Source organism: Sinorhizobium sp. RAC02 (assembly GCF_001713395.1).
Lineage (GTDB): Bacteria > Pseudomonadota > Alphaproteobacteria > Rhizobiales > Rhizobiaceae > Shinella.
This window is the reverse complement of record NZ_CP016451.1, coordinates 107,936-125,785: the sequence shown is the minus strand read 5'-3', so window position 1 is coordinate 125,785 and position 17,850 is coordinate 107,936. Positions and strand designations below refer to the sequence as shown.

The following is a 17,850-nucleotide window of genomic DNA, read 5'->3' as shown; positions in this document are numbered from 1 at the left end:
GACGGATCACGATAAGAATATGCTTCGACAGCTGTATGAGCGGTTTAACGCCCGGGCAATCGAGGACGTACTGGTGCATCTCGCCGAAGACGTCATTTTGGCAAACTGTCAATCGGCTCGCAAACGATGGCCGCTGCATCGTCGCCAGCGATAACCTGACCACTTAATTTCTTTGCCAAAAGGTCGGGTATGTCAAGAAAAGCCACCTTTACCGTCAGGAACGTCGAGCTGCCCTAGGTCCCGAACAATCGCGATCGTCAGCCCGGCTTTCCCGGAAACCTCCCGGATGGCAGCTTGTTCTAGGGCTTCGCCGGCATCAACACAGCCGTCCGGTGGCGTCCAACATCACATGTCAGGCGGGTTGAAGCGCTGGAAATGACCGCGCTGGGCGCAAGGATAGGATTCTTATTGGGCCATACATTCATCCTCCCTCCACGTGGTTGGCAATGCGGAGCCAGCCGGGTGATGATATGCGGTAGAGAAAGGACCAGCTTCCGTTGCCGTGGAGCAGGAGCAAAGTTGGGCCGTTGCCTTCGTCGATGTAGTGGATGCGGTTGCCGTCAATGTCGATCCAGCGATTGCCGACTGCTACTTGTTCTGGATCCTGATGGCTTCGCCAAAGAGCGGCGTTGATCTACCCGTAACCCTGCAGAACTGCCTGGATCGGATGAAGGCAATGCCTTCCGTCATCCAGGCTCTTGCGCAGGAAGGATTGAGGTGACCCGGTCGGTTTCGGCGATATTGTCACAGCCGCGAGCGCATCCGGACGGCGGTGCGCTCGCTAAGGCCATAATTGAACCGCCTCCTCATGACTGCTTGGAAGCTCGTTCGGAATCTTCAGATCCGGGCGCCGCCCGTCGCATCAATCATCTGGCCCGTCGTCCAACGCGCATCGTTCGATGCGAGGAAGGCGATGACGTCGGCGACGTCTTCCGGCTTTCCGACACGTGAGAAGACCGACAGAGCTTCGGCCCCGGCGCGCGCATCCGGCGATGCCAGCCACTCGGCATTCATATCCGTCTCGGTTACACCCGGCAGCACGGCATTGACTGTAATCCCCCGGGCTGCGAATTCAGGTGCCAACGCAAGTGTCAATGTTTCCAGCGCCCCCTTGGAAGCCGCATAGGCGGGATGGGTCGGCGCCGCGATCCGCGTAAACCCGGTAGAGACATTGATGATGCGGCCGTTGCCACGAATATGGTCGGCCACTGCCTGGATCAGGAAGAACGGCGCCTTGTAGTTGATCGTCATCACCTCGTCGAATGCGGCTTCGCTCGTCTGCTTTAATGGCAATGCTGGCGCGATGCCGGCATTGTTTACCAGAATATCGAGAACGGACGAGCCCGTTTCATTTAGCGCAGCTTCGCCGAACTGCGCCCAGAGGCTGTCGGCCGCGTCCTTGCCCTGTTTCAGATCGGCCTTCACGGCGACCGCCTTGACACCAAGCGCCTCGATGTCGCGTACAGTGTTGTTGGCAGCATCGGCGTTGGCAGTGTAATGCACGCCAACCAGTGCGGCACCCTCCTTCGCAAACGCCAACGCGACCGCCCTGCCGATACCGCGGGAACTTCCGGTGATGAGGGCTACCTTGTCTGTGAGTCTCTTGGTCATGGATCACTCCGTTGCTAAATTAAATAGTGAACCCTATATTAATCATTGAAATCCATTCGTCAACATTTTAATAGGGATCACTATTTAAATGGAGCAACCAGTCCGCAAACGAGGCAGACCACGCGCGCTCGATCGCGACGTGGGCCTCGATATCGCTGCTCGCCTGTTCTGGGAACGGGGCTACGAAGGAACCTCGACCGCCGATCTCACCAAGGCCATGGGGATCAACCCGCCGAGTCTCTATTCGATGTTCGGCTCAAAGGAGGAATTGTACCGTCAGGCGCTCGACTTCAGCATTGCCCGTGAAAACAGCCGCCGGTCGGAAATCTTAGCATCCCATCTTCCCGCCTACGACGCCCTGAGCCTCTACCTCTATGATATCGCCGATGGCGACACCCAGCCGGATAAACCGCGGGGTTGCATGGTCTCGACGGCTGTCCTGCAGCATGCGGAAGAAAATGCATCCGTCGCGCGGATGACTGCGGCCTTGCGCGAGGCGTCGATGCAGATCCTCAAAGCCCGCTTCGACCGAGCCGTCGAGGAAGGTGAATTGCCGGAGCAAACCGACACCGATACGCTCGCGCGATTCTATGGCGCGATTATCCAGGGCATGTCGGCGCAGGCCTGTGATGGCGCCTGCAATGCACGGCTGAAGCGGCTGATCGATCTCGCACTCAGGGCGTGGCCTGGGAGACGAAGCACCGAAAAGGGAGTTGGGGCCAAAGTCACGTGAGCTGCTTGTGCTGACTGCAAGCATCGCAGAACTTTACCAGAGGTTCGCCCATGAGCGCCTTGATAGGAATCGAACAGCTGGGCTTCGACCAATCCAGCTAAGCCTCTGATTTTAAATAATGCTACCCGACATAAGCATCTAGTGATGGCATCCAGTCTGCAACGGTTTCCCGACCAGACGCAGCAGGCGTTCAAAAAACAACTCAACGCCTGCAACATCGAAGGCTACTAACGGGTGAGGCTTCCCGCAACCAGTACGGCAGTTGCAGGAAGCCAGCGGCGTTTTACTTCGCGACCTTGCGATCAAGGAAGCTTCGAATGAGCGGCGCCATCTCATCCAGCTTGTCTTCGAGCGCGAAATGTCCCGTGTCCACAAGATGGAACTCAGCCTCAGGAAGATCGCGCAGATAGGGATGCGCGCCTTCTTCAGGGAAGATCTGGTCGTTCTTGCCCCAGACGATCAGCGTCGGCGGCTTGCGGTCGCGGAAGAAGGCCTGGAACTGCGGATAAAGAGGCAGGTTGGTGCGGTAGTCGTAGAACAGGTCGAGCTGGATATCCTTGTTGCCAGGCCGATCGAGCAAAGCCTGATCATGGACCCAGTTGTCGGGGCTGATGCGCGTCAAGTCCTTGACACCATCGGTATACTGGAACTTGGTCGTTCCGGGTGCCACGAGTACCGAGAGCGCTTCCCGGTCCTTTGTCGCGCCCGACTTCCAGTAGGCGCGGATCGGATTCCAGAAATCGCGAATGCCTTCGTCATAGGCATTGCCGTTCTGGACGATGAGGCCGGTGACGCGGTCCGGGTACTTGAGCGCCAGCCGGTAGCCGACAGGTGCGCCATAATCCATGACATACATGGAATATTTGGCGGCGCCGAGCTTGGACAGCAGCGTATCAACGATATCGGTATAGTGGCTGAAGGAATATTCGAATTTGGTGTGCTCGGGCGCATCGCTCTGGCCGAAGCCCGGATAGTCAGGGGCGATGACGCGGTAGCGGTCTGCGAGCAACGGGATCAGGTTGCGAAACATGTGGGACGATGTCGGAAAGCCGTGAAGCAGCACGAGGACGGGGCCGTCGGCCGGGCCGGCTTCACGATAGAAAACGTTGACCCCATCGATTTTCATGGAGCGATAATGGACCGTTGCAGGCGCCTGCTGAGTGATCACCGTTGTTTCGGCGAAGGCTGTCGCGGCTGGAGCGGAAGCAGAGATGCTGGCGGATGCGAGAAGCAGTGCGGCGAGAGTACGAGACATTGTGGTTCTCCTCAGGAGTGATTGCGGGCGGCTTGTTGCCTGCAGCCACCATCGCTCTTTCGGCCTGGAGGGAGAATGCTCGTACTCGACAAGGGATTATTTCATCAGGTGATATAAATGCGATGGAATGGACATGCCAAAAGCAACCTGATCGCCGACTATTTGACTCTGGAAAGCCAACTATCAATTCAAAAGCCGGTTCTCGCGTAGTCTGGATGCAGCCATATCGACGAAGGCACGGACCTTTGCTGGAGCATGCCGTCCTTCAGGATGGAGTATATGAATTGGCAAAGCTGGTTCCTCGAACTCGCTGAGAACGATCTGGAGTTCTCCAGCGACGAGGGCTGGGCCGATCTGGTAATTGAGAACCCTGGTCAGACCCCATCCCTCACGCGCGGACTGTATCGCTGCTTCGTTGGTATTGCATTGCAGAGCCGCATCCACGGATACCCGCAGATCGCTGGCAAACTTCCATTCAGGTGAAGCCCATGCCGCTGTCGATGCAGCGATGCGGTGGTCTTTGAGATCGTCTGGCGATTTCGGAACGCCGTAGCGCTCGAAATACTTTGGCGAACCGCACATGACGCGCCGGACACTTCCGACCTTGACGGCAGAGAGATTTGAATCCGGGAGATGGCCGATACGCACAGCGACATCGATCCCTTCCTCCACGATGTTTACCGGTCGATCAATGAAAAGCGTCTTGGCTTTCATCGTCGAATGTGTGTCGAGATAGCTCGTCACGATCGGGAGGACGTACATCTGCCCGAACAGCGCTGACGCGGTTATGGAGAGAGTTCCCGTCGGCGTAGCATAGGAGCCGCCGGCGGCGGCCTCTGCTTCAGCGATATCGGCCAAAATCCGGCGGCAGTCTTCGAAATAACGAACGCCCGCTTCGGTCATCTTCACCGAGCGGGTGGTTCGCACAAGAAGTCGCGCGCCAATCAGGTCTTCGAGCGAAGCAACCGCTCTCGTGACGGCCGGGGCGCTCATGAACATCTGGCGAGCGGTGTCTGCGAAGCTCTCTGTTTCGGCGACCTTCACAAAGATCCTCATTGCCTGCCACCGGTCCATCCGCGTCCCCAATCACGTTTGTTTCCAGCACCTTAAGTGCTTGGAACCGAAGCCTCAAGAGGCAACGCATGTTCAGGCGGCCTGCGCACGAAGAGAAAGCGCGAGGCGTTCTATTTCCTCGCAGGTTTCCTCGGAAATGCCAGCGCGTATTGCGCGCTGGCGCGTTTCGCGACAGGCATTCAAAGCAAGTGATACGGCGATCGATGTATTGAAGTCGAAGCTTGAACCGCGCCTTGCCACATCCATCTCGGCGCCGGTCATCCCGAGGGCACGACCGGCTTCTTCTTGTTTGGCAAGTAGACGCTTGTTCGCATTCGTTCCTGTGAGGGCCAGTTCTATTGAAAGTCTTGCCCGTGGATCCATTGACGAGCCGACCATTGTTCATCTCCTCGGGTTAGGCCTTAAAAGCCGAAGTCGCTGAGGCCGGGGTGGTCGTCGGGCCGGCGGCCCAGCGGCCAACGGAACTTGCGATCGGCTTCAGCAATCGGGTGTTCGTTGATGCTGGCATGACGTTCCCGCATCAGGCCATCCTCGGCGAATTCCCAGTTCTCGTTGCCATAGGCGCGGAACCACTGGCCGCTGTCATCGCGATATTCATAGGCATACCGGACGGCGATACGATTGCCGGTGAAAGCCCAGAGTTCCTTGATGAGGCGATAGTCGAGCTCCTTGTTCCACTTGCGGGTCAGGAAGGCCTCTGCCTCGGCGCGGCTCTTCGCGAACTCGGCGCGGTTGCGCCAGCGCGTATCGAGCGTGTAGGCAAGCGCGACCTTTGCAGCATCGCGACTATTCCAGCCATCTTCGGCAAGGCGGACCTTTTCGATGGCACTCTCTCTGGTGAATGGGGGAAGCGGCGGACGAGACATGGAAAAATTCCTCTGAGGTTGATGGTCAATCGTAGGGGGGAGGCGGTACGTCCAGCACCGCCTCCAGGCCAGGCATCACGCAGCCGCGCGATCGATGCGGGGAAAATCGATCTCTGTGTCGAGGGCCTCATTCACATAGTTCGTGAAGGTGTTGAGGGCGACATGGGCAATGATCTCGACGATTTCCGCGTCGCTGTAGCCTGCATCGCGAACCTTGGCGATTTCCGCTGGCGCAACGGACCCGCGAGCCATTGTCAGTGCCCGGGTAAATTCGACGGCAGCCGCCGCCTTGGGATCGTTAGACGTGCCGTTTCGGTTGGCAGCAATTTCGCTTTCGTCAAGTTTGGCGAACTTTGTGCCCGTGAAGGTGTGCGCCGAGAGGCAGTAGTCACAACCGTTGGCTTCAGCCATGGCGAGCGCGATGCGTTCGCGGGTGGCCGGCGGCAGCTTGCCCTTGCCGAGTGCGCCCTGGAGCGAGGTCAGGCCCGTCAACGCGGCGGGGCTATTGGACACCAGCCGGAAGATGTTCGGAACGGAGCCGATCTGCTTCTGGATGGTCTCGAGGATCGGACGGGACGCTTCCGGAGCTTCTTCGATGGTGGCCGGGGTAGGAATGCGTGACATTGTAATCTCCTTTTTCGGTTGAGAGAGACGTTGCTCTCTTGAGATTGAATATGATCGGGTGGCGTAATTTGCTGAAGATCGAAAGGAAACAAGGGACTGTTGCGCTGGACGCAGCAATCGCCGCTTACACAGCAAGCTGCAGGCCGCCTTCCTGTTCGGCTGGAACGGCGCAGCAGAGCAGCACTTCGTCGGCGTCGATCTTCGCGGTGGGCTGCTTGACATAAGCGACGGCACCTTTGACGAGCTTCGTCCGGCACGTCCCGCAATTGCCTTCGCGGCAACTGAATTCGGGCTCGAGGCCGCGTGCTTCTGCGAGTTCCAGGAGAGTGCCGGAGCCAGATGTCCACCGTGCTTCTTTCAGGGAATTCGTGAACACGACGGGCACGGGTTTTTCGGACGGCTGCAAGGCAGAAGGCACGACTGCTGGTGTGGGTTGCCCCGTGCGGATCAGCGACGACGGACCGAAGGCTTCAGCCTGGATGCGATCATCAGCAATGTTGAGGGCCCGCAGCCCGTCGTAGAGGTCTTGCGTGAATTGTGCGGGGCCACAGAGATAGAAATCATAGTCGTTGAAGGGGAGGAACCGCGTCAGCATCGCCATATCGATCCGACCTGCGGCGTCGTAATCCCTGCCCTCTTCAGCATCCGTGGTGTCGCTAAGGACCCTGATCAAGCGCACGGCGCCCTTGGTAGCACCAATAAGGTCGGCAATCTCTTTGTCGAACGGCCGCTCAGCTTTGGTGCGGGATGCGTATAACAGCGTGACGGAACGGACCCGCTGCTTGCGTAGCCCTTCATAAACAACATGACGGAGCATCGCCAGCAGCGGCGTGATGCCGATGCCACCTGCAAGAAGAACCGCCGGACGTGTGGCGTGGGCGTCAATGCCGAAGCCGCCGGCAGGCGCGCGCGCCTCGATGACATCGCCGACGGCAGCATTATCATGCAAGAACTGCGATACCCGACCGTCTCGCTTGACGCTGATGCGGTAGATAGCGTCGGAGGGTGCGACCGAGAGTGTGTAGGTGCGGATGACCGGCTTTTCTTCATCGGGCAGCTTTATGCGTATAGGGAGATGCTGACCCGCCCTATGGGGGAGCAGCCCGGCGCCATCGCCGGGCTGCAGATGGAAAGACTTGATCGTCGCGCTTTCATCGACAATCGCGGTGACGGTCATTGGCCGCCAGCTTGTGGCAAGCTCTGTCGCACGGAGACGGTCGACCGCTTGGCTCCAGCTGCCTGTCATCAGGGAGCTCGGCGACCAGCCGTCCTTCTGAAACGCCCATCTTAGAGCCAGAGCATTGCGGCGACGAATGATACGTGTCGGCTTGAATGTCCAGAACCGCTCCGCGCCCTGGAAGGCGGCGATCTCGGGCGAGTCGAAGAGGACTTCGGCTTCCCCCGTCATCTGCAGCATGTCGCCTGTTGCGAAATCCACGAACAGAATTCCTGCCTTTCCGTTCAGCAGGATGTTGCCGAGCGTCGCGAAGAAGAGATTCCCATCAAAGTCGGGGATCGTCAGGACGCCGTCGTCGCCGACGCGAACGAATCCGGCATTGCCGCCACGGTGGGAGACATCCACCTGGCGCCGGTCTTCGCGATCGACGTAGGACGCAACGAAGAAGGCGTCGGCTTCCCGGATGATCGCGCGTGCCTGATCATCGAGCACAGGCAGTTCCTCCGCTTCACCCTGGAACGGTGTTCCCAGCTGACGCTCGAAAGCGAAGTCGCGCAGCTGAATGTAGCGCGGACAGTTTCCGAAACTCTGGTCCACATCGACGCGGACACCGCCGTCAATGGTCGAAACAAAACCATTCATACGGTTGCGGCGACGTGTGTGCATCTCGATGCCGAGGAGGCCGATCGGCAAGCCGTCGGCCATTCCTTCGCTTGCCGGGTCGCTCGGATCACGGTGTGCGAGAATGTCCAGGACAACAGGCGAAGGCGACGACATGAACCCTGGCTGGCCTTCAACGAAAGTCGCCCAGGCGTCACCGGTCTGGTCGACACTGCCAAGAACGATGAAAGGCAATTGCGCGTAGAAATCCCGGTGCTGGTCCGGCATGTAGTCGCGAATGACACGCTGACCGACTGAGGCCATGCGCTCCTTCACGCCAAGCTTTTCCTGGATAAAGGTCTCGCCTTCATGCCACGTCGGCAGTTTTGAGAGGTTCACGGACATCTGCGTTCTCCAGGGAAAGAGGCGGAGGGCGCGCGACGTATCGCACGCCCTATCGTTGATTAGGCGGCAAGACCGACCGGCGTCTTGACGAAGTCGACGAAGCCTGGAAGTTGCTCGACCCGGCGCAGCAGAGCATTGACGGACGGATAGGCGCTCAGATCGACATTGCCTTCGGGGGCGCGCGCGATGTAACTGTAGATCGCGACATCGGCGATCGTCGGGTGATTGCCCACAAGCCATTCCCGCCCTTCCAGCTGGCTCTCGATCCGGCCGAGAATGGTATGCGCGCGGCCGATCACCTCTTCAGGGTTGAACTTGGCCCCGAAGACCGTCACCAGGCGGGCAGCCGCCGGTCCGTAGGCGATCTCGCCGGCTGCAACGGAAAGCCAGCGCTGGACTTCGGCCGCGCCTTTTGCGTCTTCCGGCAGCCATTCTGTCTGACCGGCCTTCTTGGCGAGGTAAACCAGGATCGCATTGGAGTCAGAGATGAAGACATCGCCATCCGCCAGCACCGGGACTTGCCCGAAGGGGTTCATTTTGAGGAAATCTGGCTGCTTGTGGGCTCCAGCTTTCAGATCGACTTCGACCAGCTCGTGGGGGAGCCCGATCAGCGAGAGAAACAGCCGGGCACGGTGCGCGTGGCCCGACAGCGGATGGTGATAAAGTTTCATGTGATCGCTCCTGATTGAAGGCCGGGTCCGTTCCCGATCCATGCGCAAAGGATGCAACAGGCGATCAGCGCGTTGAATACTCATGTTTGACAGTGCATCGTTACGCTGGACGCAACAGTGCTTGGAACCGCTCCGCGCGGTGAGTTCATTCCTGAAAGCAACGCATAGACGGCTGGGCCTTGCTCAGGCCTCTGCGTTACCTACACCCTGGCGAGACATTCCCTAATCTTGAGGCGGGCTCTCAACGTGGCTGCCGTGCCGAACGTCCTTGATGAGATCGACGAACCGCCGCAATTTGGCGGGGATATTTCGTCTTCCGGGATAATAAAGGCAGAGACCCGGATAGGGCGGCGTCCAGTCGGCGAGGACCTGCTCCAGCCTTCCGGCGGCGACGTCGTCTGATACCTGCCATTCATTCAGATAGGCGAGTCCGGCTCCGTCCCTGGCCGCCCGGAGCATCAGGTCGCTGTCGTCGAGCGTGAGCTTGCCGGGAACGTCGAGCGTGAAGCTCTCCCCTCGCTTTTCGAACTCCCAGCGATAGAGCGTGCCGCTCGCCATTCTGGCCCGAATGCACTCGTGGTTCTGAAGATCTGCCGGGACCTGCGGCTTTCCATGCTGCCGGAAATACTCGACCGAACCGACGATGGCCGGACGGACGCTGTCGCCGATCGGGACGACAACCATGTCGGGGGGAACAGCCTCTCGGATTCTGATCCCGGCGTCGAAACCCTTGGCATTGACGTCGACGAGTGCCCCCTCCGTGACAATCTCCACCGCCATCTGCGGGTTCCTTCGCATGTATTCCAGGATCAGCGGCGTCAGGATCATGCGGGTTGCGCCGACCGACGTGTTGATGCGCAGGGTACCGGTGGCTTCCACACGATGCTCGTCGACATGCTCAACGGCGTTGCGAATGGCCTCCAGCGCCGGGCCGACGCTCGCCACGAATTGCTCGCCGGCGGCGGAAAGGACGACGCTCCGTGTGGAGCGATTGAACAATCTGACGCCCATGCGCGCTTCCAGCGTAGCGATCTGCTGGCTGAGCGAGGAGGACGAGATCCCAAGCTCTCGCGCTGCGGCCCGAAACCCGCCTCTGGAAGACACCGCGAGAACTGCTTCGAGTTCGGCGAGCGAGCCACGCATCATTGTCCGTAATCCCTTATCAGGCTGAACGATTTTGGCCAGCTTATCAGGACAGTCCTGAAATGCCAGATAAGCCTGACAGTCGAAAGGAGTTAGACATGCGCAACATCGACAAGATCTATATCGACGGTCAGTTCGTCACACCGAAGGGCACCGAAACGGGCGATCTTCATAATCCGTCCACTGAAGAGAGGATCGGTACGGTCCGGCTTGCCGGCGTCGACGATGCGCGGGACGCTGTCGCCGCTGCGAAGCGCGCCTTCCCCGCGTTCTCACGCACGTCGAAGGCCGAGCGCATCGATATGCTGAAGCGATTAAACGCCGCGGTCGCCGCGCGCGTTACCGATCTCACCGAAGCGATGTCGCTCGAATATGGCGCTCCGCAGACCTTCACGCGCTTTGCTATTCCTCATGCTGCTTCGAGCTTTCTCACCATGGCGTCTGTTCTGGAGGACTACGAATTCGAGCGCCAAATGGGCCGCGCCCGCGTCATCATGCAGCCGTCTGGCGTCGCCGCGGCCATCACGCCCTGGAACAGCAATATCGGCTTCATCACCTCGAAGCTCGCAACCACCATCGCCGCCGGTTCGACCATCGTCATCAAGCCAAGCGAGATGAGCGCGATCCAGACGCAGATCCTGACGGAGTGCCTGCATGAGGCGGGCCTGCCGAATGGCGTGTTCAACATCATCAATGGCTATGGCAATGTCGTCGGCGCGGAACTCAGCCGGCATCCGGATATCGCGAAAGTGACCTTCACGGGCTCCACCGCGGTCGGCCGCGAAATCCTGCGCAACGCGGCGGATACCTTCAAGCGCGTAACCCTGGAACTTGGCGGCAAGGGTCCAAACATCATTCTCGACGATGCCGATCTAGATCTGGTTATCCCCGCCGTCTTGCGGATGGGTTTCATCAACAGTGGCCAGGCCTGCATTGCCGGTACCCGTATTCTGGTTCCGAATCAGTTGCTCGATGACGTCCTGGTCCGACTGAAGCAGGAGATCGAGACATTCAAGGTCGGCGCCCCCGACGATCCGGACGCGATGATCGGACCAATGGTCAGCCGCAAGCAGTACGATCGTGTCCAGTCCTACATCGAACTGGGAACGCAGGAAGGCGCCCGTCTCCTGACGGGGGGCCGGGGGCGGCCCGCCGGTCTGGATCGTGGCTGGTTTACAAAGCCGACAATCTTTTTAGGCGTGGACAACCAGATGCGGATCGCGCGCGAGGAGATCTTCGGACCGGTCCTGTCGGTCATCGCCTACCGCGACGAGGATGAGGCCATCTCCATCGCAAACGACACCCCGTATGGCCTTCAGGCCTATCTGCATGGCTCCGACGCCGCACACATGCAGGCGGTTGCGGATCGACTGGAGAGCGGTCGCGTGGTGATAAACGGCGCACCGCATGAACCGCTCGCGCCCTTTGGTGGCTTCAAGCAGTCAGGGATTGGTCGTGAATACGGCGTGTTTGGCCTCGAGGCATTTCTGGAACCAAAGGCTATAATCGCGTAATGATAGGCGTGACGAGCGGAGCGTGAACTTCGCGCGTCACGCGCTTCACAAGCGGACCAGCATCTTGCCGACAGCCTTGCCGCTCTCCTGGAACTCGTGCGCATCGGCCACTGCATCAAGGGCATATGTTTTCGCAATCTGCGGAACGTATGCCCCCGACGCGGCGCAGGCTGAAATCTCCTCGGTTGCCTGACGCATCGCCGCTTCCGGCATGGTGTACACGTAGACGAAACGGAATGAGAAGCCTCCAAGCAGCGCCGGGAAGAACGGGATTGTGAGCTTAGCCTCCGGTGATTCCGTCGAATAGGCCGAGACGACGCCGTCGCGAGCGAGACAGGCGAGCGCCACTTCGATGTTGGCGGAGATATCGACATCCACGATACGATCGACACCACGGCCGCCCGTCGCCGATCGTATGGCCTGCGGGACGTCCTCCTGGCGCCTGTTGATGACACGATCGGCTCCAGCCACTCGCGCGACCTCCGCCTGCTCCTCGCGGCTGACTGTCGCCGCCACCCACGCGCCTGCCCATTTTGCAAGCAGGATCGCCGCATTGCCGACCGCGCCGGCACCACCCTGCACCAGAACCCGCTTGCCGCGCAGGTCTCCATCGGCGAACAGGCAGCGATGCGCCGTCATCGCCGGAACGCCGAGCGATGCTCCGATCTCAAAGGACACGTTGTCGGCAAGCGTGACGGCCTGCACGGAAGGTACGACAACGTATTCCGCCGCAGTCCCGAACGCACGGCCCCATTGCGCCATGTAGATCCAGACCCTCTCGCCGATGCGCGTCTCGCGAATGCCCGCGCCGACGGCATCAATCACGCCCGCGCCGTCCTGATGTGGCACGATCCGTGGGAATGGCATGGCCTTGCCGCCGAAGCCGGTTCTCGTCTTGATGTCGGAAGGATTGATACCCGAGGCGATCACCCTCACCCGGACCTCACCGGCGCCCGGCTGTGGATAGGGCAGGTCACCGACAACAAGCACCTCTCTCGCAGCTCCTTGTTTCTCGTAAAACGCAGCGCGCATGACACACCTCCAATCAACTCGTTCCAACTACGCGCGCCACAGGCGATCTTGCAAGTAGGCAACAGTTCTGCCTATAGGGATAGAAAGTACACCATTGGAGACCAGGATGAGCCTCCGCCAGAAGTGTCCCGTCGAGACCACCGTCGATGTGACGGGCGGCAAGTGGAAGCCGATGATCATCTACCGGCTGTTGGACGGGCCGCGCCGGTTCGGGGAACTGCGTCGCCTGGTCGGCGATCCGAGCCAGCGATCGTTGACGATGCAGCTCCGGGAGCTTGAGGCCGACGGGATTGTCGCCCGCGAAGTCTTCGCTGAAGTCCCGCCGCGCGTGGAGTATTCGCTTACACCGTTCGGCCAGACACTCGCGCCTGTGTTGATCGCCATGCGAGACTGGGGCGTCGCGTTTCAGGAGCGGAGGAGCGAGGCGCAGCGCTAGGTCGCGTCTCGTCTGGCGCTCGCCGAGAAGCGCTCTACAAAGAAATCGATCAGCACCCTGACCTTCCGCGAGACGTGCGATCCCGGCGGCCGCACGATGTAAACGCCGATCTCCGGCAGACTGTATTCCGCCATGATCGGCACGAGCGTGCCCGCTGTCACGTAGCTTTGCGCGATCACGACAGGAAGGGCCGCAACGCCCAGCCCGGCCGCCGTCCCTTCGGCGATGCCCACGGCGCTGTCTGCCTTGAACCTTCCCTGCCCGTTGACGACAACCGTCCTACTGCCGTCCGACACCTTCCAGCTTTCGGTCCCTTGAAGGATGGCCTGATGTTCGAGCAGGTCCGAGGGCTTCTTCGGGACGCCGTGGGCACTCAGGTAGTCCGGATTGGCGAACAGCCCCGCCGCAAAGGCGCCGATCTTGCGCGCCGTCAGGTTCGAGTCCTGCAGGTAACCGACCCGTATCCCGCAATCGAACCCTTCCGCGACCAGATCAACGTACCGGTCGCTGTAGTGCGCGTGGAGCTGCAGGAGCGGATGGAGGCGGGCAAGCTCGGCCAGCGCCGGCGCGAAGTGTCCGGGACCGAAGGACGAAGGAACCGCCACGCGCAATCGTCCCCGCAGCTCTCCGGTCGGCAGCATTTCTTCGCGAGCGACGTCCATTTCCAGGCACATGCGGGCAGCATGCTCGCGGAAGGAAACACCGGCTTCTGTGAGTGATGCCCCTCTGGTCGTCCGCGCCAGAAGCTGAACGCCGAGCTCGCTCTCGAGGCGGACGAGCCGCCGGCTGACGATCGATTTCGGTAGCCCCAGACGCCGTGCCGCAACGGTAATCCCGCCGCCGTCTGCGACCTCAACGAAGATCTGCATGTCCTCGAAGCTGATCATTCTTGCGTTCCATTTTCCGTTCTACAGAGTGGCAAACCATAGAGCTACCGTGCCATTCATCGCAACGCTAAATTCCAGTCATCGAGCGGATCGAAACGAACTTCACCAACCCGCCGCCGACAAAAAAAGGAACACGACAATGCACAGCCAAGTATTCACCCCCGAAAATTCCGCAATGCTGCTGATCGACCATCAGATCGGCACGATGGCCTGGACCCACTCGCACGATATCAACCTGGTCAAGCAGAACGCGCTGAAGCTCGCCCGCATCGCCAAGGCCGCCAACATCCCGACCATCCTGACATCCAGCATGGAAGACCAGATCCAGGGGCCGCTGCTGCCAGAACTCAAGGAAATCCTGCCCGAGGCCTTTGACGCCCGGATCAAGCGCCCCGGTATTGTCAACGCAATGCACCATGACGGCTTCAACCAGGCGGTCAAGGCGACCGGCCGCAAGAAGCTGTTTGTCGCCGGCGTGACGACGGAAATCTGCGTCACCTTCCCGGTCCTGCAGATGCTCGACGAAGGCTACGAGGTGCAGGTCTCGGCGGACGCTTCCGCCTCCTACACCAAGTACGGCGACGACCTGGCTCTGCGCCGCATGGAAAAGGCCGGAGCCATCATCACCACCGTCGACCAGATCATCTCCGAGCTTGCCGTCGACTGGACAAGCCCGCTTGGCCAGAAGCTGGTCGGCATCCTGAACTATCACTGATGTCGGAACGATATTGAGTTCATCGGCGCGGGCGACAATCGCCCGCGCCCGAGATGGAAGGAAAAACTCCAATGACGATCACCAAAATCTCGGCAGGCCGGATGCGCGGGAACATAAGCCAAGGCTTCGGCGTCGAAATCCTGTATCCGGGTCTCACCCTAACGGCCGATGATAGCGGGATCGGTCCGATCGGCAGGATCGATCGCGCCCAGGTGCAACCCGGTCACCTCATTGGCATGCACCCGCACAAGGACGACGAGATCCTGACCTACATCCGCGGCGGCGAGATGCTTCACCGCGATACGGTCGGAAACGAGAAGAAGCTCGACAAGACGCACTTCATGATGATGAATGCCGGCCATACCTTCCAGCACGAAGAGCTGATGCTCGGGAACAGCCCGGTTCGAGCGCTGCAAATCTTCCTGCGGCCCAACGCTCCCGATCTTGAGCCGATGGTGCAGTTTCGTGATTTCGTTGACGCGAACAGTGACAACGAGTGGCGATTGATTGCCGGGCCCCAGGAGGCGCCGCTGACCGTGCGATCCGATGTCCGCGTGTTCGATGCGCGCATCACGAATGGTACCCAGCTGAGCCTGCCCGCCGCGGCCGATCCCCGGACGGCATTTCTGCTCTATGTCTTCGACGGGGCGATAGATTTTGGCGATGTCATGATCGCAACCGGCGAGAGCGCGTTCTCGCGCTCGCTGGATCATCAGCTCACTGCCAGGGCGGGTTCAGATGTCGTTCTGTTCGTGTTCGATCCTGAACCCGAGGTATTTCGTGGCGGCATGTTCAGCGGGAACCAGAAACGCATCGGATAAACTGGAAATGACGCATTGATGAATATCGGCGTGGAGAGAACATCATCCTGTTTCTCCTTGCTCTTGAAAGGATTGGAACCACTGACCCGTTGGTCGAAGGACAAATCGTTGGACATCCGAGACCATTCAAATACTTAAGACACCTGCTCCGTGACTCTCTGCAACGAACCAGCCCGGCTTGCGATGACCTTGCGAATTGCGCCCAGGATGGGATGATTGATCCCCCCGTCTGCCAACTCTGCAACAAGGACATCAGCCTCGCTCACAATCCTTTCCGCCATTTGGGCAAGGTCGCGAACAAGGATGCGCTGAGAAGATTTGGTTTCGGGCACAAGTGTCGCCCAATGTAAGCGGTTACATGAGCTTTCCCAAGCAGCATTGGGCGAAACTGCATTCGACCAATCCCATCGAGCGCCTCAACGGCGAGATCAAGCGACGCACAGAGGTCGTCGGCACATTTCCCAACGAGGACGCGATCATCCTGCTCGTCTGTGCGTTGCTGCGAGAACAGAACGATGAGTGGGCCGTTCAACGGGCTCGATACATGACGCTAGAAACCATCGGATAAATGAGCGATGTTCCGCTCATCAGCTTGCCTGCTGTGGCACGCTGATGCTCACTCCGGCCAAGCCCGGAATACGCCGTGGATGTCGAAAGCTACACCACGCCGAGGGACACGATCGCTTTTCTCGCCTGTACGCCTCTCAGCTCCAGCACGGTGGCGTCCCAATGTGATCTTTCAACGCTAGTGTGAATGCCTTGACCTTGGCAGATGGCACCTGAAGCGCGCGTAGAAGATATATTCCGGTGGCCGCTTCATTCCACCTTTCGCCCGATAGCGCTAGGCGTACAAGATCACCCGCCTTCACAGAAGGCCCCGAAACCCAGCTCGGCAGAAACGCCACACCCATCCCGGACAATGCGGCCCCGTTCAGCGCTTCAAAATCATCGGATCGGAATACAACGCGCTCACACGCCTCCCCTGTCGGCGCGCCAAGAATGCTGGACCACTCAAGAAGATCGTTGCCATGGAGCTTGTCGAGAAGGCGATGATTGCGAAGCTCGTCTTCGCTTTCCGGTACGCCGTGATGCTCAAGATAGGCAGGGCTTGCCACAAGTATGCGATCGAGGGGTGCCAGTTTCGTTGCGATCAACGTGCTGTCCGGCAGTTCCCCCATTCTCACCACCAAATCAAGTCGCTCCGCGACCGGGTCGGCCAGTCGTTCGGTCAAGTCCAGCTCGACATGCAAGCCTGGATATTGCCGTGCAAGCGATGCCAAGACAGGAATGACATACCGCTTTCCGAAGGTCGGGAAGCAGGCGATACGCAAAGTGCCACTGACTTCACTATCGAAAGCCGTCACCTCGGCATGCGTATCGGCCAGATCGTCGAGCAGGCGCTGCGCACGCTCGAAGAGATGACGGCCCGCGTCCGTTAACGACAGTGCCCGTGTCGAGCGGACAAGGAGAGCCACCCCCAGATCCTGCTCGAGCGCATCGATCTGTCGCACAACAGCCGAGGGAGTGACAGCCCGACGCCTGGACGCAGCTGAAAAGCTGCCGGCGCGGACGACGTCCACGTAAACCGCCAGATGTTCGGCAAAGCGTGGATCCCTCATCTTTGCCTACGACGCAAAACCGTTCCGACCATTCAGTTGGTTATCATCCAAGGTCATCAGAAGCACATTCCTTCTCGTCAACGGGCAGTTTTGCTCACCAAACAGAAGGAACACACCCATGGTCAAGGTCCTTGATACAATTCTCTCCCAATCCGCCTACTCCGCCGAGATCGGCGTTCCGCTCGAAAAGATCGACATCGCCGATTGGCTCTTCAACCTGCCTGAAGCGGAATATCTTCGCTGCTGCCCGCCCGACCACATCGCGGCCGGCGTCACCTGGACAGACGACGGCCGTCGCATGTCGATTAATGTCGAACAGATTGGCTCGGGCCTCGTAGTGCAGCACTATGTCGCCGAGGTCGCCGAACCAACCTATTGCCGGATGAACTCAATCTCGGATGTCTTCACAGCCAATGGCAGAACTCAGGTCAATGTCGTTTGGGAACTGATCGCCGAGAAGATCGACGACAGCAGGACCCGCTACACCAACAAGGTCACAGCGCATCCAACCGATGCGTTCATGAGGTTCATCGAAGACCATGGGGTCGCTTACGAAGATGCTGCAGCCGCCCGTCAGGCCGCAGGCGGTGACCACAACAGCCGCGAAACGCCACTGTTCGCTGCCAGCATCGCCCGGCGCGCGCTTTCGAAGTAAGGGAGGAACCAT

Annotated in this window: 20 protein-coding genes and 1 pseudogene; 8 read left to right on the top strand and 13 right to left on the bottom strand. The window is 59.6% G+C overall.

Annotation, left to right across the window (positions count from 1 at the left end):
* Positions 1-192 precede the first annotated feature (192 nt).
* Positions 193-288 (bottom strand): hypothetical protein, encoded by a 96-nt coding sequence (locus BSY16_RS33115; protein WP_353652381.1) that lies wholly within the window; start codon positions 286-288, stop codon positions 193-195.
* A gap of 214 nt (positions 289-502) precedes the next feature.
* Here BSY16_RS33115 and BSY16_RS33285 point away from each other — a divergent pair, with 214 nt between their 5' ends.
* Positions 503-721 carry a glutathione S-transferase family protein gene (locus BSY16_RS33285; RefSeq protein WP_069061743.1) on the top strand — a complete coding sequence of 73 codons (219 nt, stop codon included), beginning with the start codon at positions 503-505 and terminating at the stop codon, positions 719-721.
* 116 nt (positions 722-837) lie between these two features.
* On the opposite strand, the gene BSY16_RS20450 is transcribed toward BSY16_RS33285, so the two are convergent.
* Positions 838-1,611, bottom strand: a complete 774-nt coding sequence (locus BSY16_RS20450) for an SDR family oxidoreductase (RefSeq protein ID WP_069061742.1) — start codon at positions 1,609-1,611, stop codon at positions 838-840.
* Positions 1,612-1,699: 88 nt separating this feature from the next.
* On the opposite strand from BSY16_RS20450, the gene BSY16_RS20445 reads away from it, so the two are divergent.
* Entirely contained in the window at positions 1,700-2,344 is a 645-nt protein-coding gene (locus tag BSY16_RS20445; RefSeq protein WP_069061741.1) for a TetR/AcrR family transcriptional regulator, read from the top strand.
* 283 nt (positions 2,345-2,627) lie between these two features.
* Here the strand turns inward: BSY16_RS20445 and BSY16_RS20440 are convergent, their stop codons facing one another.
* From BSY16_RS20440 to BSY16_RS20405, 8 genes are all read right to left on the bottom strand, one after another.
* A complete protein-coding gene (locus BSY16_RS20440; protein WP_069061740.1) occupies positions 2,628-3,599 on the bottom strand; it encodes an alpha/beta fold hydrolase in 972 nt (323 codons plus the stop codon).
* Between the two features lie 183 nt (positions 3,600-3,782).
* Positions 3,783-4,673: a LysR family transcriptional regulator gene (locus tag BSY16_RS20435; RefSeq protein WP_062609464.1), complete on the bottom strand. Its 891-nt coding sequence runs from the start codon at positions 4,671-4,673 to the stop codon at positions 3,783-3,785.
* Between the two features lie 72 nt (positions 4,674-4,745).
* Complete coding sequence (locus BSY16_RS20430; RefSeq protein ID WP_062609462.1) at positions 4,746-5,051, bottom strand: hypothetical protein; 306 nt, start codon at positions 5,049-5,051, stop codon at positions 4,746-4,748.
* A 23-nt stretch (positions 5,052-5,074) separates the two neighbouring features.
* Positions 5,075-5,539, bottom strand: a complete 465-nt coding sequence (locus BSY16_RS20425; protein ID WP_062609460.1) for a nuclear transport factor 2 family protein — start codon at positions 5,537-5,539, stop codon at positions 5,075-5,077.
* Positions 5,540-5,614: 75 nt separating this feature from the next.
* Positions 5,615-6,163, bottom strand: a complete 549-nt coding sequence (locus BSY16_RS20420; protein ID WP_062609458.1) for a carboxymuconolactone decarboxylase family protein — start codon at positions 6,161-6,163, stop codon at positions 5,615-5,617.
* A gap of 124 nt (positions 6,164-6,287) precedes the next feature.
* A complete protein-coding gene (locus BSY16_RS20415) occupies positions 6,288-8,345 on the bottom strand; it encodes a 2Fe-2S iron-sulfur cluster-binding protein (protein WP_069061739.1) in 2,058 nt (685 codons plus the stop codon).
* 59 nt (positions 8,346-8,404) lie between these two features.
* Positions 8,405-9,016, bottom strand: a complete 612-nt coding sequence (locus tag BSY16_RS20410) for a glutathione S-transferase family protein (RefSeq protein ID WP_069061738.1) — start codon at positions 9,014-9,016, stop codon at positions 8,405-8,407.
* Positions 9,017-9,238: 222 nt separating this feature from the next.
* Positions 9,239-10,162, bottom strand: coding sequence for a LysR family transcriptional regulator (locus BSY16_RS20405; RefSeq protein ID WP_069061737.1), 924 nt, complete (start codon positions 10,160-10,162; stop codon positions 9,239-9,241).
* Positions 10,163-10,257: 95 nt separating this feature from the next.
* On the opposite strand from BSY16_RS20405, the gene BSY16_RS20400 reads away from it, so the two are divergent.
* A complete protein-coding gene (locus BSY16_RS20400; RefSeq protein WP_062609446.1) occupies positions 10,258-11,673 on the top strand; it encodes an aldehyde dehydrogenase family protein in 1,416 nt (471 codons plus the stop codon).
* Between the two features lie 45 nt (positions 11,674-11,718).
* Here BSY16_RS20400 and BSY16_RS20395 read toward each other — a convergent pair whose 3' ends face one another.
* Positions 11,719-12,705, bottom strand: coding sequence for an NADPH:quinone reductase (locus BSY16_RS20395; RefSeq protein ID WP_062609435.1), 987 nt, complete (start codon positions 12,703-12,705; stop codon positions 11,719-11,721).
* A gap of 106 nt (positions 12,706-12,811) precedes the next feature.
* Between BSY16_RS20395 and BSY16_RS20390 the strand changes: the two genes are divergently transcribed.
* Positions 12,812-13,141: a winged helix-turn-helix transcriptional regulator gene (locus BSY16_RS20390; protein ID WP_062609429.1), complete on the top strand. Its 330-nt coding sequence runs from the start codon at positions 12,812-12,814 to the stop codon at positions 13,139-13,141.
* Here BSY16_RS20390 and BSY16_RS20385 read toward each other — a convergent pair.
* Complete coding sequence (locus BSY16_RS20385) at positions 13,138-14,028, bottom strand: LysR family transcriptional regulator (protein WP_062609427.1); 891 nt, start codon at positions 14,026-14,028, stop codon at positions 13,138-13,140. The two genes, BSY16_RS20390 and BSY16_RS20385, sit on opposite strands and share 4 nt — an antisense overlap.
* A gap of 139 nt (positions 14,029-14,167) precedes the next feature.
* On the opposite strand from BSY16_RS20385, the gene BSY16_RS20380 reads away from it, so the two are divergent.
* The 3 genes and pseudogenes from BSY16_RS20380 to BSY16_RS20365 all read left to right on the top strand — a co-directional run.
* Entirely contained in the window at positions 14,168-14,743 is a 576-nt protein-coding gene (locus BSY16_RS20380; protein WP_062594212.1) for an isochorismatase family protein, read from the top strand.
* A gap of 71 nt (positions 14,744-14,814) precedes the next feature.
* Complete coding sequence (locus tag BSY16_RS20375) at positions 14,815-15,564, top strand: pirin family protein (RefSeq protein ID WP_062609425.1); 750 nt, start codon at positions 14,815-14,817, stop codon at positions 15,562-15,564.
* A gap of 346 nt (positions 15,565-15,910) precedes the next feature.
* A pseudogene (locus BSY16_RS20365) lies at positions 15,911-16,132 on the top strand (transposase); the annotation flags it as partial.
* Positions 16,133-16,268: 136 nt separating this feature from the next.
* On the opposite strand, the gene BSY16_RS31480 reads toward BSY16_RS20365, so the two are convergent.
* Positions 16,269-17,183, bottom strand: a complete 915-nt coding sequence (locus BSY16_RS31480; RefSeq protein WP_083243025.1) for a LysR family transcriptional regulator — start codon at positions 17,181-17,183, stop codon at positions 16,269-16,271.
* A gap of 118 nt (positions 17,184-17,301) precedes the next feature.
* Here BSY16_RS31480 and BSY16_RS20355 point away from each other — a divergent pair, with 118 nt between their 5' ends.
* Entirely contained in the window at positions 17,302-17,838 is a 537-nt protein-coding gene (locus BSY16_RS20355) for a hypothetical protein (protein ID WP_069061733.1), read from the top strand.
* The last annotated feature ends 12 nt before the right edge of the window (positions 17,839-17,850 follow it).

What these genes read in the sequence shown, in the direction of transcription:
- BSY16_RS20450 (WP_069061742.1), bottom strand. Translation starts at nt 1,611, where the DNA reads ATGACCAAGAGACTCACAGACAAGGTAGCCCTCATCACCGGAAGTTCC.
- BSY16_RS20415 (WP_069061739.1), bottom strand. Translation starts at nt 8,345, where the DNA reads ATGTCCGTGAACCTCTCAAAACTGCCGACGTGGCATGAAGGCGAGACC.
- BSY16_RS20440 (WP_069061740.1), bottom strand. Translation starts at nt 3,599, where the DNA reads ATGTCTCGTACTCTCGCCGCACTGCTTCTCGCATCCGCCAGCATCTCT.
- BSY16_RS20445 (WP_069061741.1), top strand. Translation starts at nt 1,700, where the DNA reads ATGGAGCAACCAGTCCGCAAACGAGGCAGACCACGCGCGCTCGATCGC.
- BSY16_RS20410 (WP_069061738.1), bottom strand. Translation starts at nt 9,016, where the DNA reads ATGAAACTTTATCACCATCCGCTGTCGGGCCACGCGCACCGTGCCCGG.
- BSY16_RS20430 (WP_062609462.1), bottom strand. Translation starts at nt 5,051, where the DNA reads ATGGTCGGCTCGTCAATGGATCCACGGGCAAGACTTTCAATAGAACTG.
- BSY16_RS20405 (WP_069061737.1), bottom strand. Translation starts at nt 10,162, where the DNA reads ATGATGCGTGGCTCGCTCGCCGAACTCGAAGCAGTTCTCGCGGTGTCT.
- BSY16_RS20375 (WP_062609425.1), top strand. Translation starts at nt 14,815, where the DNA reads ATGACGATCACCAAAATCTCGGCAGGCCGGATGCGCGGGAACATAAGC.
- BSY16_RS31480 (WP_083243025.1), bottom strand. Translation starts at nt 17,183, where the DNA reads ATGAGGGATCCACGCTTTGCCGAACATCTGGCGGTTTACGTGGACGTC.
- BSY16_RS20385 (WP_062609427.1), bottom strand. Translation starts at nt 14,028, where the DNA reads ATGATCAGCTTCGAGGACATGCAGATCTTCGTTGAGGTCGCAGACGGC.
- BSY16_RS20425 (WP_062609460.1), bottom strand. Translation starts at nt 5,539, where the DNA reads ATGTCTCGTCCGCCGCTTCCCCCATTCACCAGAGAGAGTGCCATCGAA.
- BSY16_RS20435 (WP_062609464.1), bottom strand. Translation starts at nt 4,673, where the DNA reads ATGGACCGGTGGCAGGCAATGAGGATCTTTGTGAAGGTCGCCGAAACA.
- BSY16_RS20395 (WP_062609435.1), bottom strand. Translation starts at nt 12,705, where the DNA reads ATGCGCGCTGCGTTTTACGAGAAACAAGGAGCTGCGAGAGAGGTGCTT.
- BSY16_RS20380 (WP_062594212.1), top strand. Translation starts at nt 14,168, where the DNA reads ATGCACAGCCAAGTATTCACCCCCGAAAATTCCGCAATGCTGCTGATC.
- BSY16_RS20355 (WP_069061733.1), top strand. Translation starts at nt 17,302, where the DNA reads ATGGTCAAGGTCCTTGATACAATTCTCTCCCAATCCGCCTACTCCGCC.
- BSY16_RS20390 (WP_062609429.1), top strand. Translation starts at nt 12,812, where the DNA reads ATGAGCCTCCGCCAGAAGTGTCCCGTCGAGACCACCGTCGATGTGACG.
- BSY16_RS20420 (WP_062609458.1), bottom strand. Translation starts at nt 6,163, where the DNA reads ATGTCACGCATTCCTACCCCGGCCACCATCGAAGAAGCTCCGGAAGCG.
- BSY16_RS20400 (WP_062609446.1), top strand. Translation starts at nt 10,258, where the DNA reads ATGCGCAACATCGACAAGATCTATATCGACGGTCAGTTCGTCACACCG.